At 72.0% G+C, this 15,006-nt stretch carries 16 protein-coding genes; 10 read left to right on the forward strand and 6 right to left on the reverse strand.

The window, feature by feature from the left end; all coding sequences use genetic code 11:
- Positions 1–8: 8 nt before the first annotated feature.
- On the forward strand, positions 9–1,013 hold the full coding sequence (locus tag ACZ3HQ_RS27140; protein ID WP_467514831.1) for an aldo/keto reductase: 1,005 nt from the start codon (positions 9–11) through the stop codon (positions 1,011–1,013).
- Here ACZ3HQ_RS27140 and ACZ3HQ_RS27145 read toward each other — a convergent pair.
- Entirely contained in the window at positions 986–1,705 is a 720-nt protein-coding gene (locus tag ACZ3HQ_RS27145) for a pyridoxamine 5'-phosphate oxidase family protein (protein WP_467514833.1), read from the reverse strand. The genes ACZ3HQ_RS27140 and ACZ3HQ_RS27145 overlap by 28 nt on opposite strands.
- 48 nt (positions 1,706–1,753) lie before the next feature.
- Here ACZ3HQ_RS27145 and ACZ3HQ_RS27150 point away from each other — a divergent pair, with 48 nt between their 5' ends.
- Entirely contained in the window at positions 1,754–3,082 is a 1,329-nt protein-coding gene (locus ACZ3HQ_RS27150) for an aminotransferase class I/II-fold pyridoxal phosphate-dependent enzyme (protein WP_467514835.1), read from the forward strand.
- A gap of 215 nt (positions 3,083–3,297) precedes the next feature.
- On the opposite strand, the gene ACZ3HQ_RS27155 is transcribed toward ACZ3HQ_RS27150, so the two are convergent.
- A complete protein-coding gene (locus tag ACZ3HQ_RS27155; protein ID WP_467514838.1) occupies positions 3,298–4,242 on the reverse strand; it encodes a DMT family transporter in 945 nt (314 codons plus the stop codon).
- 74 nt (positions 4,243–4,316) lie between these two features.
- Here ACZ3HQ_RS27155 and ACZ3HQ_RS27160 point away from each other — a divergent pair, with 74 nt between their 5' ends.
- The gene (locus ACZ3HQ_RS27160; RefSeq protein ID WP_467514840.1) at positions 4,317–5,219 is read left to right on the forward strand and encodes a LysR family transcriptional regulator; all 903 of its coding nucleotides are present in this window, start codon (positions 4,317–4,319) and stop codon (positions 5,217–5,219) included.
- Between the two features lie 6 nt (positions 5,220–5,225).
- Here ACZ3HQ_RS27160 and ACZ3HQ_RS27165 read toward each other — a convergent pair whose 3' ends face one another.
- From ACZ3HQ_RS27165 to ACZ3HQ_RS27175, 3 genes are all read right to left on the reverse strand, one after another.
- Positions 5,226–5,696: a pyridoxamine 5'-phosphate oxidase family protein gene (locus ACZ3HQ_RS27165; protein WP_467514842.1), complete on the reverse strand. Its 471-nt coding sequence runs from the start codon at positions 5,694–5,696 to the stop codon at positions 5,226–5,228.
- Positions 5,697–5,713: 17 nt separating this feature from the next.
- The gene (locus ACZ3HQ_RS27170; RefSeq protein ID WP_467514845.1) at positions 5,714–6,145 is read right to left on the reverse strand and encodes a Rieske (2Fe-2S) protein; all 432 of its coding nucleotides are present in this window, start codon (positions 6,143–6,145) and stop codon (positions 5,714–5,716) included.
- Positions 6,146–6,279: 134 nt separating this feature from the next.
- A complete protein-coding gene (locus tag ACZ3HQ_RS27175; protein WP_467514847.1) occupies positions 6,280–6,996 on the reverse strand; it encodes an HAD family hydrolase in 717 nt (238 codons plus the stop codon).
- Positions 6,997–7,409: 413 nt separating this feature from the next.
- On the opposite strand from ACZ3HQ_RS27175, the gene ACZ3HQ_RS27180 reads away from it, so the two are divergent.
- On the forward strand, positions 7,410–8,012 hold the full coding sequence (locus ACZ3HQ_RS27180) for a ScbR family autoregulator-binding transcription factor (protein WP_467514848.1): 603 nt from the start codon (positions 7,410–7,412) through the stop codon (positions 8,010–8,012).
- Here ACZ3HQ_RS27180 and ACZ3HQ_RS27185 read toward each other — a convergent pair.
- On the reverse strand, positions 7,975–9,237 hold the full coding sequence (locus ACZ3HQ_RS27185) for a cytochrome P450 family protein (protein WP_467514850.1): 1,263 nt from the start codon (positions 9,235–9,237) through the stop codon (positions 7,975–7,977). The two genes, ACZ3HQ_RS27180 and ACZ3HQ_RS27185, sit on opposite strands and share 38 nt — an antisense overlap.
- A gap of 254 nt (positions 9,238–9,491) precedes the next feature.
- On the opposite strand from ACZ3HQ_RS27185, the gene ACZ3HQ_RS27190 reads away from it, so the two are divergent.
- The 6 genes from ACZ3HQ_RS27190 to ung all read left to right on the forward strand — a co-directional run bounded on the left by ACZ3HQ_RS27190 (position 9,492) and on the right by ung (position 14,955).
- Positions 9,492–10,256: a HipA family kinase gene (locus ACZ3HQ_RS27190; RefSeq protein ID WP_467514852.1), complete on the forward strand. Its 765-nt coding sequence runs from the start codon at positions 9,492–9,494 to the stop codon at positions 10,254–10,256.
- Entirely contained in the window at positions 10,253–10,702 is a 450-nt protein-coding gene (locus tag ACZ3HQ_RS27195; RefSeq protein ID WP_467514853.1) for a DUF3037 domain-containing protein, read from the forward strand. The genes ACZ3HQ_RS27190 and ACZ3HQ_RS27195 overlap by 4 nt, the downstream gene beginning before the upstream one ends.
- 144 nt (positions 10,703–10,846) lie before the next feature.
- Positions 10,847–11,608, forward strand: a complete 762-nt coding sequence (gene fabG, locus ACZ3HQ_RS27200) for a 3-oxoacyl-ACP reductase FabG (protein WP_467514855.1) — start codon at positions 10,847–10,849, stop codon at positions 11,606–11,608.
- Between the two features lie 35 nt (positions 11,609–11,643).
- Complete coding sequence (locus tag ACZ3HQ_RS27205; protein ID WP_161204087.1) at positions 11,644–12,405, forward strand: SDR family oxidoreductase; 762 nt, start codon at positions 11,644–11,646, stop codon at positions 12,403–12,405.
- A 194-nt stretch (positions 12,406–12,599) separates the two neighbouring features.
- The gene (locus ACZ3HQ_RS27210; RefSeq protein WP_467514857.1) at positions 12,600–14,189 is read left to right on the forward strand and encodes an ABC transporter substrate-binding protein; all 1,590 of its coding nucleotides are present in this window, start codon (positions 12,600–12,602) and stop codon (positions 14,187–14,189) included.
- A gap of 82 nt (positions 14,190–14,271) precedes the next feature.
- Positions 14,272–14,955, forward strand: coding sequence for a uracil-DNA glycosylase (ung, locus tag ACZ3HQ_RS27215; RefSeq protein WP_350907354.1), 684 nt, complete (start codon positions 14,272–14,274; stop codon positions 14,953–14,955).
- Positions 14,956–15,006: the final 51 nt, after the last annotated feature.

Consider the following 15,006-nt stretch of genomic DNA (forward strand, 5'->3'; position numbering starts at 1 on the left):
TCCGGAGCATGCGATACATCAAACTCGGAACGACCGGACTGCAAGTCTCCGCCATCGCCCTCGGCTGCATGAGCTTCGGCGAGCCGGACCGGGGCGGCGAACCCTGGTCCCTGGGCGCGGACGCCAGCCGGGACATCATCAAGCAGGCCATCGAGGACGGCGTCAACTTCCTCGACACGGCCAATGGGTACAGCGCCGGAAGCAGCGAGGAGATCGTCGGCCAGGCGGTCAAGGACTTCACCCGGCGCGAGGAGGTCGTTCTCTCCACCAAGGTCTGGATGCGGATGCGCCCCGGCCCGAACGGCGCCGGACTGTCCCGCAAGGCGATCTTCGCCGAGCTCGACGCCTCCCTGAAGCGGCTGGGGACCGACTACATCGACCTGTACCAGATCCACCGCTGGGACTACGACACCCCGATCGAGGAGACCCTCGAGGCGCTGCACGACGCGGTCAAGTCCGGGAAGGTCCGCTACATCGGGGCCTCTTCCATGTACGCCTGGCAGTTCGCCAAGGCCCTTTACCTGGCTGACCTGAACGGCTGGACCCGGTTCGTGTCGATGCAGGACCACTACAACCTCATCCACCGAGAGGCAGAGCGGGAGATGCTCCCGCTCTGCGCAGACCAGGGCATCGGCGTGATCCCGTGGAGCCCGCTGGCGCGGGGCAGGCTGGCACGGGTCCGGGACACCGCCACGGCGCGTGCCGAGACCGACGAGGGCGGCAGGATCCTCTACCGCGACGGGGACCAGGCAGTGGCCGAGCGCGTCCACGAGATCGCGGCCAGGCGGGGTCTGTCCCCGGCCCAGGTCGCCCTGGCCTGGGTCATGCGCAACCCGGTGGTGACCTCGCCCATCGTCGGGGTCACCAAGCCGGCCCAGTTGGCCGACGCGGTGGCCGCGGTGGACATCGAACTCGACGAAGACGAGGCCGGCTACCTGGAGGAGCCCTACCAGCCGCACGAGGCCGCCTACCTGGAGGAGTCCTTCTACAAGTCGCGCCCTGTGGCGGGCTGACGGGCGCCCCTGGTCAACTCGGAGAGGTAGCCCGGCAGTTCGGTTCCGGGGGCCAGGTCGGCGTCGGGCAGCGGGGCCGTGTACGTCCTCTGTACGGGGACGACTCCGGCCCAGTGCGGGAGGGTGAGGTCCTCCGGCTCGTCGTTGACGCCGCCGGTGCGGACCTTGGCCGACACCTCCTGAAGGTCCAGCCGGATCACCGCGGTCGCCGCCAGTTCCTTGCGGTTGGCGGGGCGGGAGTCGGCCGAGCGGCCCGGCACCACCTGGTCCACCAGGGCGTCCAGCGCTGTGCGGCGCTCCTCGGGGTCGGTGACCTCGTACGCGACGCCGTGCACCACCACCGAGCGGTAGTTGATCGAGTGATGGAAGGCGGAGCGGGCCAGCACCAGGCCGTCGACATGGGTAACCGTCAGGCACACCGGCAGTCCGGGATCGGCGGCGCCGGTCATCCGCAGCGGGCGCGAACCCGTGGACCCGTGCACGTACAGCCGCTCGCCGACCCGGCCGTACAGCGTGGGCAGGACCACCGGGGCGCCGTCGCGGACGAAGCCGAGGTGGCAGAGGTAGCCCTCGTCGAGGATCGCGTGCACCGCCTCGCGGTCGTACGACGCCCGCTGCGGGGCCCTGGTGGGCACGGTGCGGTCGGTCGGTGCGTAGTCGGCCTGCGGCGCTGCCTGTCCGGTGCCCTGCATGGCGTCCCTCCCTGGACTGATGGATTGCACTAGTGCATAATCTGATTTGTGCTAGGAGAGTATCCGATTCAGGGGCGCGGCGCAGCGGAGATCGCGGCCAGCGTCGAACACGCGGTCGGCTCGGGGGAGCTGTTGCCGGGCCAACCGCTGCCGCCCATGCGGGAGTTGGCGGCCCGGCTCGACGTCAATCCCAATACGGTCGCGGCCGCCTACCGCACCCTGCGCGAGCGCGGGGTGATCGAGACCGCGGGGCGCCGGGGCAGCAGGGTCCGCCCCAAGCCCGCCACCACCGGCCGCGACGAACTGCGCCTCGATGTGCCCGAGGCTGCGCGGGACCTGTCCACCGGCAACCCCGACCCGGCGCTGCTGCCCGCCCTGGGCCCGGCGCTCGCGGAGGCGGCCGCCCGTGCGGACCGCGCCCCGGCGCTGTACGGCGACGACCCCGTCGACCCGGAGCTGGTCGGCGCCGCCCGCGCGGCGCTGGACGCCGACGGGGTTCCGGCCGGGCCGCTCACCCTCACCTCCGGCTCGCTCGACGCCATCGAGCGCGTCCTCGCCGCCCATCTGCGGCCCGGCGACGCGGTCGCCGTGGAGGACCCCGGCTGGGGGAGCGTGCTGGACCTGATCCCGGCGCTCGGGCTGCGGACCGTGCCCGTCGGCGTGGACGACGAGGGTCCGCTTCCCGCCGAGCTGGACGCCGCCCTGCGCTCCGGCGCCCGCGCCCTGCTCGTCACCACCCGCGCCCAGAATCCCACCGGTGCCTCGGTGAGCGCCGACCGTGCCCGCGAGCTGCGTGCCGTGCTGCGCGAGCACCCCGGCACCGTGTTGATCGAGGACGACCACGGCCACGGCTTCGTCGACCTCCCCGCCCACCCCCTGGCGGGCGCCACCCCGCACTGGGCCTTCGTCCGCTCCGTCTCCAAGACCTACGGTCCCGACCTCCGGCTCGCCGTCCTCGCCGGGGACACCCGCACCGTCGACCTGGTGCGCGGCCGCCAGCGGCTCGGCCCCGCCTGGGTGAGCCACCTGCTCCAAGGTGCCGTCGCCCGCCTCTGGGCCGACGGGGCGGTGGGCCCGGAGGCGGCGGCGTCCTACAGCACGCGCCGCCGACGCCTGCTCGACGCCCTCGCTGAGCGCGGTGTCACGGCCTACGGCCGCAGCGGCATGAACGTCTGGGTCCCGGTCCCCGACGAAACCGGCGCCGTCGCCCGCCTCCTCCAGTCCGGCTGGGCGGTAGCCCCCGGCGCCCGCTTCCGCCTGAACTCCCCACCGGCGATCCGCATCACCGTCTCGCCGCTGGCGGAGGAGGACATCGCACCGCTGGCGGACGCGGTGGCGGCGGCGGTACGGCCGTCTCCGGCGCGGTCGTACGGGTAGGGCTGGGTGGCGCGGTGGCATGGCGTGCGGGTCCGTGCCGTGCCTTCGAGCAGGACGCCCGCGTGCAGGCCCCGGCGGAGTTCTTCGAGCAAGGCGCCAGGTCGGGCAGCCGCCCTGTCCCGACGCTGCTGCTGCGAGCGGGACGCGCGCTGATTCACGCGTCCCGCGCGGCCAACCAGGGTGAGGATGAGCCCTCCCCAGCCCGACCCGCGGCGCTACTTCGCCGCCGACCCCCGCCTGACCTGCGTGAGCGCCGCCCCCGCGATCACGATCGCCGCCCCCACCGGCGTGGTCCAGCGGAGGGACTCGCCGAGGATCGTCACTCCGGCCACCGTGGCGATGACCGGGACGAAGTAGGTGACCATCTGGGCCGTGGTGGGGCCGACCTCTGCGACGAGGCCGTACTGGACGAGCATCGCCACGCCCGTGCCGAGGGCGCCCAGGGCGGCGACGGCGAGGAGGGGCACTACCGGGAAGTGGGCTGGGCGAGACGTGAACAGGGGTGTCAACACCGCCAGTTGGAGCGTGGCGAGGAGAAGCTGCGCACCGGTCATCGACAGATGGGAGTTGCCCGTGCCGGCCAGGGTGCGGCGGACGTAGATCCAGCCGACCGGGTAGCTCAGGGAGGCCAGGAGGGCCAGGGCGGTGCCTCGGGCGTCCAGGCCGTGGAAGCCCTGCCAGGCGCCGAGGACGGTCAGGACGCCGAGGAAGCCGAGGCCGAGGCCGGCGACGCGGACGCGGGTGGGGCGGTCCTCGGAGAGGGCGACCAGGGAGAAGACCATGCCCCACAGCGGGGAGGTGGCGTTGCAGATGCCGGCCAGCGTGGAGGGGATCGTCAGCTCGGCGAAGGCGAAGAGGGAGAAGGGCAGGGCGTTCAGGAAGAGAGCGGCCACCGCCAGGTGGGCCCAGGTGCGGACGCCGCGCGGCAGCCGCTCCCGCTTCACGGCCATGGCCGCCACCAGCACCAGCGTGCCGAACAGCAGGCGGCCCAGGGTGACTTGGAAGGGGGCATAGGCGCCCGTGCCGACCTTGATCAGGAGGAAGCTGAAGCCCCAGATCAGGGACAGCAGGCCGAAGCGGAGCCGCCAGTCGAGAAGTCGGGGCGACCGGGTGAGGGCCGGGGCGGGGGACTGGGTCCGGGAAGGGGTGACCGTGCTCATGCCGTCAAAGATGCTGGACGCAACTTCGTAGCACAATCGAGAATCCGAGCGGGATACCGTTTAGGATCGCTTACATGTTGAACCTGGAGCGCCTGCGCACCCTGCACGCCTTCGCCCGGCACGGCTCGGTCAGCGCCGCGGCCGAGGCGCTGCACGTGACCACGTCCGCGGTGTCCCAGCAGCTCGGCAAGCTGGAGCGCGAGGCCGGACAGCGGCTGCTCGCCAAGAACGGGCGCGGAGTGCGGCTCACGGACGCCGGACGCCTGCTGTCCGAGCACGCGGCCCGCATCCTCTCCCAGGTCGAGCTGGCCCAGTCCGACCTGGAAGCCCACCGGGGCCAGGTCGCCGGGGAGCTGAGGATGTCCGCGTTCCCCACCGCCGCCCGCGGCCTCTTCCCCGCCGCCCTCGCCGCACTGCGCGCCCAGCACCCCGCCCTGCGGCTGCGCTCCTGCGAGCTGGAGCCCGAACTCGGCGTCGCCGGGGTCGCGCGCGGCGACCTGGACCTCGCGGTCGTCCTCGACTGGTACAACAAGCCGATGCCGGTACCCGACGGCCTCGTCAAGGCACCCCTGCTCGACGACCCCGCCGAGGTGGCCCTGCCCGCCGGGCACCCGCTGGCCGGCCGGGACGAGGTCGACCTCGCGGAGTTCGCCGGGGACGAGTGGATCACCTGGGGCGAGGGCGAGTTCTGCCACGAGTGGCTGCTGTTCACCCTGCGCTCCAAGGGCGTCGAACCGCTCGTCGGCCACCGCGCGGGCGAGACCCACACCCAGCTCGCGCTGGTCGCCGCCGGGCTCGGCGTGTGCATCGCGCCCCTGCTGGGCCGCGACCCGGTACCGCCCGGCGTCGTCCTGGTCCCGCTCAAGCAGCGGGTGCGGCGGCACGTCTACGTGCTGTGGCGGGCGGACGCCGACCGCCGCCCCTCCATCCGCGCCGCCGTGGACGGGCTGCGGACGGCGGCCGCGCGGCTCGGCTGAGCCCCCTCAACGGCCGCCCAGCTTGCGGAAGTCCCAGGACACGACCTTCTCCGGGGTCAGCCGGGCCCAGGCGTGCCGCCCGTCGTGCGGCATCTCGTCCATGCCGAAGTTCTTCCGCGCGAACAGCGTCTCCGCCGTGTCGAGTTCGGCGCACAGCTCCCCGGTGCGGGGCACCTCTCCCACGAACTCCACCCGCCCGGACAGCTCGGCGCCGCGCAACTGGTCGTACTCCTCACCGGAGTCGACGACCACCGCCACCCGTGCGTCGTGCCGGAGCTGGGTCCAACGCCTGCTGCGCACCACGGAGTAGAGCCACAGCGAGGTGCCGTCCCAGGCGAACCACAGTGCGCTCACGTGCGGGGTGCCGTCCGCCGAGACGGTCGCCACCCGGCAGGTGCGCTGACCGGTCAGGAACTCGTCCAGCTCGCCGGGCGTCATCATGATCTTCCGGCCCCGGCGCTGCTGCGTGACGCTCATGCGGCCCCCCTCGCCGGTCAGGCCAGCTTGATCTCGTCGCCGGACACGCTGATCTTCTCCTCGGGCAGTGGAGCCGTGGCCGGCCCCTGTTTCACGCTGCCGTCCGCCACCGAGAAGTGGCTGTTGTGACACGGGCAGACGATCACCCCGTCGGCGACACTGCCCACCGCGCAGCCCTGGTGCGTGCACTTGGCGGAGAACGCCTTGTACGTGCCCGCGCTGGGCTGGGTGACCACCACGCCCTTGTCCTTGAAGATCTTGCCGCCGCCCTCGGGGATGTCGGCGGTCTTGGCGAGGGCGTCCCCGGCGGAACCGGAGCCGACCTCGTCCGAACCGCCGTCCCCCGAACCGCAGGCCGTCAGCGCCACGGTGAGTCCGGCCGCACCCGCCGCCGCGAGCACGGTACGCCGGTCCGGTCCGGCAGTGGGTCGGGGCGTTGCGCTGGTCATGGGGCGTTTCCTTCCGCCGTGGGGTGAGCGTTGCTGATCCGTCCAGGGGTACGGCCCCATGGCACTCGACGTTCACCGACGGCCCCGATCCTCGCCCCCTGGGCATGAGGAGGGCGTAAGGGCGCCGCCGCCCGTCAACTCCCGGCGAGCGGCGCCCAGGTGTGCACCCAGGCCAGCAACTCCGGTGTGTGCAGGGCCGGTACCCACAAGTCGGCCCGGTGCGCATCGTCCCCGTCCGGCCGGGGGCCGACGCCCAGCACACGCAGCCGGGCCCGGCGGGCCGACTCCACGCCGGTCAGCGAGTCCTCGACGGCCAGCGCCTCCTCCGCGTCCACCCCGCACAGCCGCGCCGCCGTCTCGTACACGTCCGGCCACGGCTTGGGGCGGATCGTGCCGGTGGCGCCGGCCGGGATCGCGGAGGGGACGACGAGGTGCGCGAAGTGGGCACGCAGCCCGGCCCGTTCGAGGCTCGCCTCCACCACCTCCGAGGGGCAGTTGCTCGCCACGGCGAGGGGGAGCCTGCCGGAGAGCAGCCGGACGATCTCGACGGCGCCCGGCATCGTCACCGGGTCGTCCGCGACGAGGTCGAGGAAGTGGTGCAGGAGGGCCGCCGTCAGGTCGGTGGTCAGCTCGGGCTTGTGCACCGCCTCGGCCATCAGCCGCCCGCAGTCGGCGTAGTGCACCCCCTTGGCCTGGTCGGCGAAGCCCGGCGGGGCCTGGAGGCCGAAGCCCCGGAAGGCCCGGACGCGGGCCTCCTGCCAGTGGCGCTCGCTGTCCATCAGCGTGCCGTCGCAGTCGAAGACGACGGCCTTGGGGGACCAGCCCAGCAGATGATGGCCCGTGGTGGACACAATGACCTCCCTGTAACGGGCATTCCCGGCATAGCTCGGGAAACGGAAACATCGTGACCGCTACGTTATTTGCGCGCTCAGAGTGAGGAAATGACTACAAAGAGTTATCGACGGTGAGGGGTTTCGGGGTGTATGCACCCTCTGGGTGCCGGGCGGCGGCAGTGGTCACCAGGCCGGCCAACGGCATTGTGTGAAAGCACAGTTGAGGAATACTCACCATTGCGCCGCCCCCGATGCACGAGGGCCGCCGCTCCACCGGTGAAGTACCGAAACGGTGGGGTTGCGCACCGTTTACCACTCGCCCGCGTTCATCCTCGAAAGAAATGCGCAATTACCGCGCGAGTGTGGTTGCGGCTTGCTCCCGGCGCACGCGGGCGCACTACATTCGTCGGCGTCGGGAACGTTGAGCGAGGGTGGACGGGACGTTGCAGGAACGCGCCAGGGCAACGCGCCGGTCACTTCTGGAGGCGGCGGCCTCCCTCTTCGCCGAACGCGGGTACGCCGGCACCAGCGTCAACGACATAAGCAGCAGGTCGGGGCGGACGAGCGGCGCCGTGTACTTCCACTACGCGAGCAAGGAGGGCATCGCCCTCGCGGTCGTCCAGGATCGTTTCGCCACCTGGCCCGAACTCACCGCCCGGTATACGAACGACGCGGTCCCGCCGATGGACCGGCTGGTCGCGCTGAGCTATGACATCGCCAAGGCTCTGGCCGAGGACCCCGTCACGCGTGGAGGCGCCAGGCTGTGGGCCGAGCGGGACGTCATCAACGCCACGCTCCCCGACCCCTTCGCCCTCTGGACCGCCGCCGCCACCCGCCTGCTGGCCCAGGCGCGGGCCACCGGCCAACTGGCCCCGCACATCCGGCCCGCCCCCACCGCGCGCGCCCTGGTGCGCGCCTTCTTCGGCCTCTGCTCGCTGACCGAGGCGCTGGAGGGTACCGCCACCATCACCGCCCGCCTGGCCGAGTGGTGGCACCTCACCCTGCCGTCCCTCCAGGCGGCGCCGAAGAGCTGAGGCGCACCGGCAACTCCCGCACGCTGTTTCCCACGAAGCTGGCGTGGCGCGGCAAGTCCGCCTCCGGCATGGCGAGTTCGAGGTCCGGGAAGCGGGCGAACAGCCGCTCCAGCGCGACCGTCGCCTCCAGCCGGGCCAGCGGAGCGCCCAGGCAGTAGTGGGTACCGTGCCCCAGTGACAGGTTGCGCACGGCGTCGGCGCGGGCCGGCCGCGTGACGTCGAAGCGGTCGGCATCCGGGCCGTGCGCCGCCTTGTCGCGTCCGGCGGCGGAGTAGCCGGCCAGGACCGGGGTGCCCGCCGGGATCGTCGTACCGTCGACGTCGAGGTCCCGTACCGGGTAGCGGAACGGGAAGTAGCTCACCGGGGAGTCCCAGCGCAGGGTCTCCTCCACCACGTCGGCCCAGCTCGCGGCCCCGGAGCGGACCAGGTCGAGCTGGTCGCGGTGGGCGCACAGGGCCCGTACGGCGTTGGTGATCAGGTTCAGGGTGGTCTCGTGCCCCGCCACGATCAGCAGCACCAGCGTGCCGATCAGCTCCTCCTGCCCGAGCCGGTCGCCGCCCTCGTCGCGCGCGGCGATGAGGGCGCTGGTCAGGTCGTCGCCGGGATGCGCGGCCTTGCTCACGGCTATCTCGCCCAGAACGCCCACGAGTTCGCGGTTGGCGGCCAGCGCCGCCTCCGGGCCGATGTCGGTCGCCACCACCTGATTGCTGAGCCGGTGCAGAGAGTCGCGGAACCGCTCTTCCACACCGAGGAGTTCACAGATGACGCTCATCGGCAGCGGGAGCGCGAAGCGCTGCCGGAGATCGACGACGCCGTCCGCCGCCGCCAGGTCGTCCAGCAGTGCTTCGGTCAACTCCTCGACGCGCGACCGGAGTCCGTCCACCCGGCGGGGGGTGAAGGCCCGGCTGACCAGGGACCGCAGCCGCCGGTGGTCCGCCCCGTCGGCCGTGGTCATGCCGCGCACGGTGGCGAAGGTCAGCAGCGGCCAGCCCGGTGCGATCCGGCCCTCGCGCAGCGCCCTGAAGTGCGTTGCGTCCTTGGCGACTTCGGGATGCTGGAGGAACTCCCGCAGCGCGTCGTGACCCAGGACGGCCATCCCCTCGATGCCGCCCGGCAGTTCGACGGGCGCCACCGAACCGAGGCCCAGCAGACGGGCGTTGTCGGCGTGCGGGCAGCCCCCGGCGGGGTTCAGGCGGTGCGGGGCTTCGAAGGGCGACGTCGCCATGGTGCTCCTTACGGCCGGGAGGGGGCGTCGCCGATCGTAGGGGCGGCAGGTCGGCCGAGGTAGTGGGCGCGGCCGGGTCGGCGGCGGTGACGTCGAAACGCATACGGTTCTGGCCCGGCTCGGGGCCGTCGGCCCGCTGGAAGCCGAGGCCCGGGCCGTCCTCCCGCCGGAGCCACACGTACGGGCCCGTGCGGCCCGGGAGCGGCCGGAACAGGGGCCGAGGCGGGGCGTCGTACGCGAGATAGCCTGGGCGAATGCTGACCGAAGTCACCGCCACCCGGTTCGTCACGCCCCTGCGTGAGGGCGGCTCGCTGCCGGGGCTCGTCGAGGCCGACGATCTCGGGCTCTACGTCCTGAAGTTCACCGGCGCCGGGCAGGGCCGCAAGACCCTGGTCGCCGAGGTCGTCTGCGGGGAACTCGCCCGGCGCCTCGGCTTCCGGGTGCCCGGCCTGGTGACCGTCGGGCTGGACCCCGTGCTCGGCCTCGGCGAGCCCGAGCGGCAGGTGCAGGACCTGTTGCGGGCCAGCGGGGGCGCCAACCTCGGCATGGACTTCCTCTCCGGTGCCCTCGGCTACGACCCGCTCGCCTTCCCGGCCGACTCCGGGGAGGCGGGCCGGATCGTGTGGTTCGACGCGCTGGTCAACAACGTCGACCGCTCCTGGCGCAACCCCAACCTCCTGGTGCAGGGAGGCGGGCTGTGGCTCATCGACCACGGCGCCACCATGATCTGGCATCACAACTGGCCCTCCGTGGACGCCTCCGCCGCGCGGCCCTACGACGCGGCCGACCACGCCCTCGCCCGCTTCGCCCCCGACGTCACCGCCGCGGCCGCCGACCTGGCCCCCCTGGTCACCGAGGAGCTGCTCGCCGAGGTCACCGCCCAGATCCCCGACGCCTGGCTGGCCGACGAGCCCGGCTTCGACACCCCCGACGACCTGCGCCGTGCCTACGCGCGCCCGCTGCTCGCCCGCGCGGGCACCGTCCACGAACGCATCGAGGGTCTCAAGGAGAGCAAGTGAGCGAGCACCACATTCACATGGCCGGAGATGTGGTCGAGCGCCACATCATCCGGGGCGGCCAGGGCGGCGACCGCGAGGTGTACGAGTACGCCCTGCTGCGGGTCGTCCCCCGCGTCGAGCGCGGAGAGCGGATCAACGCGGGCGTGCTCGTCTACTGCCGCGCCCGCGGTTACGTCGGCGCCCGCACCCACCTGGACGAGGCCCGGCTGCTCGCCCTCGACCCGGACGCGGACGTGGCAGGGGTGCGGGCCGCGCTCGGCGCCGTGGAGCGGATCTGCGCGGGCGGGGAGGCGGCCGGGCAGGCGGCCGGCGACGACGCCGGGCGGCGTTTCCGCTGGCTGATCGCGCCCCGTTCCACCGTCGTGCGGCCCGGCCCGGTGCACACCGGGCTGACCGCCGATCCGGTGGCCGAGACGGAGCGGCTGCTGGACCTCCTGGTGAGGTAATGGATCACACCGCCCGGTGTCCCGTTGACACCGCGTGCCAGGGCTTCTAGCGTCACGGGTGCTGAAGGTACTAAGCGGTCGCTCACCGCACGGCGGGTCCGGTCCGGACCGGCCGGGTTCTCTCAAGGGCGAGGAGAAGCAGCAATGTCCACCACTGAACAGCGGGTCGCGGTAGTCACCGGCGCGGCGCGCGGCATCGGGGCGGCCACCGCCGTCCGGCTGGCCGCCGAGGGTCACGCCGTCGCCGTCGTCGACCTGGACGAGGCCGCCTGCAAGGACACCGTCGAGAAGATCACCTCGGCGGGCGGCAAGGCCCTCGCGGTCGGCGCCGACGTCTCCGACGAGGCGCAGGTCGAGGCCGCCGTCGCGCGGATCGCGGAGGAACTGGGCGCGCCGACCATCCTGGTCAACAACGCCGGTGTGCTCCGCGACAACCTGCTGTTCAAGATGAGCGTGTCCGACTGGGACACCGTGCTCAGTGTGCACCTGCGCGGCTCGTTCCTGATGACCAAGGCCGTGCAGAAGCACATGGTGGACGCGGGCTTCGGCCGGGTCGTCAACCTGTCCTCGTCCTCCGCCCTCGGCAACCGCGGCCAGGCCAACTACTCGGCCGCCAAGGCGGGTCTCCAGGGCTTCACCAAGACCCTCGCCATCGAGCTGGGCAAGTTCGGCATCACCGCCAACGCCGTCGCCCCCGGCTTCATCGCCACCGAGATGACCAAGGCCACCGCCGACCGCGTGGGCATGGGCTTCGACGACTTCAAGAAGGCCGCCGCCACCCAGATCCCGGTCCAGCGCGTCGGGGAGCCCGAGGACATCGCCAACGCCATCGCCTTCTTCACCGGCGAGGCGGCCGGATTCGTCTCCGGCCAGGTGCTGTACGTCGCGGGCGGACCGCTCGACTAGCCGGTCCGACCACGAGGAACCTGGAGCACACGGACATGACTGAACTTCCCGCACTCTCCGGCAAGGCCGCGCTCGTCACGGGCGCCAGCCGGGGCATCGGCTACGGCGTCGCGGAGGCCCTGGTGGCACGCGGTGACCGCGTGGTCATCACCGGCCGCAACGAGGAGGCGCTGAAGGAGGCCGTCGAGCGGCTCGGCGCCGACCGCGTCATCGGCGTCGCCGGCAAGGCCCACGACCTCGCCCACCAGACCGAGGCCGTCGAACGCGCCATGGAGGCGTTCGGCCGCGTCGACTACCTGGTCAACAACGCGGGCACCAACCCGGTCTTCGGCCCCATCGCCGACGTCGACCTGGACGTGGCCCGCAAGGTGTTCGAGACCAACGTGATCTCGGCGCTCGGCTTCGCCCAGAAGACCTGGCACGCCTGGCAGCGGGAGAACGGCGGCGCGATCGTCAACATCGCCTCCGTCGCCGGGCTCGCGCCCTCCCCGTTCATCGGCGCGTACGGCGTGAGCAAGGCCGCGATGATCAACCTGACCCAGCAGCTCGCGCACGAGTTCGCGCCCAAGGTGCGGGTCAACGCCATCGCCCCGGCGGTCGTGAAGACCAAGTTCGCCGAGGCCCTGTACGAGGGCCGGGAGGAGGAGGCGGCCGCCTCCTATCCGCTCGGCCGGCTCGGCGTCCCCTCCGACATCGGCGGGGCCGCGGCCTTCCTCACCTCCGCGCAGTCCGACTGGGTCACCGGTCAGACGCTCGTCGTGGACGGCGGCATCTTCCTCAACGCCGGGGTCGGCTGACCCTCCCCGCGCCGCCACGGGCGCCGTTCCCCTCGCGGGGAGCGGCGCCCGTACGCGTTCCACGACGGGGTTCGCGACATGACAACGTAGTCATCGAAAATTGATCAACAACCCATGTTTCAGGGGAGGTTCAGGAGGTCCGGTGCTGCGGTATGGTCTGCCGACCTTGGTACGGCGGATCGAGGAGCGAGCACGTGTTCAAGCGGAACAGAGTCCGGCGCAGGGTCGCGGCGGCCGTGTCCCTGACCTCCCTCATCACCCTGCTGCCCGGCTGCGGACTGCTCTCCGGCGGCGGCCCGGACGACAGCAGCCCGATCGTGGTGGGGACGACGAGCGCGCCGAGCACCCTGGACCCGGCGGGCGCCTGGGACGGCTCCTGGGAACTGTTCCGCAACGTCTACCAGACCCTCCTGGCCTACCCGAACGGCGCGACCACCCCGCAGCCGGACGCCGCCGAGAGCTGCTCCTTCACCGACTCCACCAGCCGCACCTACCGCTGCAAGCTGCGTTCCGGGCTGAAGTTCACCGACGGCCACCCCCTCGACGCCGAGGCCGTCCGGCACTCCATCGACCGCATCCGCACCATCAACGCCCCGAGCGGACCCGCCGGCCTGCTGGAGGGGCTGGACCGGGTGGAGACCACCGGCACGCGGGAGATCGTCTTCCACCTCAAGAAGCCCGACGCCACCTTCCCGTTCGTGCTCGCCACCCCCGCCATGTCCCTCGTCGACCCGCGCGAGTACCCCGCCAACTCGCTGCGCAAGGACGACGACGTGCACGGCTCCGGCCCGTACCGGCTGGAGTCCTACGAGGAGGGCGAGCGGGCCGTGCTGGTGCGCAACGACGGCTATCAGGGCTTCGCCGAGCGGGAGAACAAGGCGGTGACCATCCGGTACTTCCAGGACTCCGCCGCGATGGTCGAGGCGCTGCGCGACAAGCGGATCGACGTCACCTACCGGGGACTCGCCGCCGACGACATCCTCACCCTCCAGCAGCAGTCCCCGGCCGGTCTGCAACTGGTCGACGGCACCGGCACCGACATCAGCTACCTGGTGTTCAACCCCAAGGACCGCTGGGCCGGGAACCCGGCCGTGCGCAAGGCGATCGCCCAGGTCGTGGACCGGGGTGCCATCGTGCACAAGGTGTACCGGGACACCGTCGAACCGCTGTACTCGATGGTTCCCAAGGGCCTGACCGGCCACGCCACCTCCTACTTCGACACGTTCGGCGAACCCAGCACGGGCAAGGCCCGCGCGGTCCTCGCCGGGGCGGGCATCAAGCAGCGGGTCCCGCTCACCTTCTGGTACGCCTCCGACCGCTACGGCTCCGAGACCGGCGTGATGTTCCGGGAGCTGAAGCGGCAACTGGAGGGCTCCGGGCTGTTCACCATCACCCTGCGCGCCCGCCCCTGGAAGACCTATGTGACCGGCTACCAGAAGGGGGAGTACCCGGTGTTCGGGCGGGGCTGGTTCCCGGACTTCCCCGACGCGGACAACTTCATCGCGCCCTTCGTCGGCGAGCACAACGCGCTCGGCACCCCGTACGTGAGCAAGAAGATCACCGGTGAGCTGCTGCCCCGGTCGCGGGCGCAGGGGGACCGGGCCCAGGTGGTGAAGGACCTGACGGCCGCCCAGCGGATCATGGTGGACGACGCCCGGCTGATCCCGCTCTGGCAGGGCCGCCAGTACATCGCCGCGAGCGACGACATCTCCGGGGGCGAGCGCGCCCTCGACCCCTCCACGATCATGATGATGTGGGAGCTGAACCGGAAGACGAGCTGGTGAGCGGCCTGCCGTCGGCGTTGTCAGTGGTCGCCTGTAGGTTCTGAAGCCTTGGAAGTGACCGCCGATCGTTAGGGACACCGACGTGACCGACATCGCCATGCTGCCCGAGTCCTGGCAGGGCGTTCTGGGCGACGAACTCCAGCAGCCCTACTTCAAGGAGCTGACGGAGTTCGTCGAGGAGGAGCGGGCGAAGGGTCCCGTCTACCCGCCGCGCGAAGAGGTCTTCGCGGCGCTGGACGCGACGCCGTACGACAAGGTCAAGGTGCTCGTGCTCGGCCAGGACCCGTACCACGGCGAGGGCCAGGGGCACGGGCTCTGCTTCTCGGTGCGGCCCGGTGTGAAGACGCCGCCGTCGCTGCGGAACATCTACAAGGAGATGCGCGAGGAGCTGGACCTGCCCGTCCCGGACAACGGCTATCTGATGCCGTGGGCCGAACAGGGCGTCCTGCTGCTGAACGCGGTCCTCACCGTGCGCGCCGGCGAGGCCAACTCGCACAAGGGCAAGGGCTGGGAGAAGTTCACGGACGCGGTGATCCGCGCGGTGGCCTCCCGCCCCGACCCGGCGGTGTTCGTGCTGTGGGGCAACTACGCCCAGAAGAAGCTGCCGCTGATCGACGAGACGCGGCACGTGGTGGTCAAGGGCGCGCACCCCTCGCCGCTGTCCGCGAAGAAGTTCTTCGGCTCGCGCCCCTTCACCCAGATCAACGAGGCCGTCGCCGCCCAGGGTCACGAGCCGATCGACTGGCGCATCCCCGACCTGGGCTGACCGGGGACCGGCCAGGCGGTCTCACCGTTCCCTTCGGGGCCGCCTGCCCGG

This window comes from Streptomyces sp. NPDC018263 (assembly GCF_055562575.1).

Coding starts and splice junctions, on each gene's coding strand:
- ACZ3HQ_RS27190 (WP_467514852.1), top strand. CDS start 9,492: ATGCTGACCGAAGTCACCGCCACCCGGTTCGTCACGCCCCTGCGTGAG.
- ACZ3HQ_RS27145 (WP_467514833.1), bottom strand. CDS start 1,705: ATGCAGGGCACCGGACAGGCAGCGCCGCAGGCCGACTACGCACCGACC.
- ACZ3HQ_RS27140 (WP_467514831.1), top strand. CDS start 9: ATGCGATACATCAAACTCGGAACGACCGGACTGCAAGTCTCCGCCATC.
- ACZ3HQ_RS27160 (WP_467514840.1), top strand. CDS start 4,317: ATGTTGAACCTGGAGCGCCTGCGCACCCTGCACGCCTTCGCCCGGCAC.
- fabG (WP_467514855.1), top strand. CDS start 10,847: ATGTCCACCACTGAACAGCGGGTCGCGGTAGTCACCGGCGCGGCGCGC.
- ACZ3HQ_RS27185 (WP_467514850.1), bottom strand. CDS start 9,237: ATGGCGACGTCGCCCTTCGAAGCCCCGCACCGCCTGAACCCCGCCGGG.
- ACZ3HQ_RS27165 (WP_467514842.1), bottom strand. CDS start 5,696: ATGAGCGTCACGCAGCAGCGCCGGGGCCGGAAGATCATGATGACGCCC.
- ACZ3HQ_RS27155 (WP_467514838.1), bottom strand. CDS start 4,242: ATGAGCACGGTCACCCCTTCCCGGACCCAGTCCCCCGCCCCGGCCCTC.
- ACZ3HQ_RS27205 (WP_161204087.1), top strand. CDS start 11,644: ATGACTGAACTTCCCGCACTCTCCGGCAAGGCCGCGCTCGTCACGGGC.
- ACZ3HQ_RS27170 (WP_467514845.1), bottom strand. CDS start 6,145: ATGACCAGCGCAACGCCCCGACCCACTGCCGGACCGGACCGGCGTACC.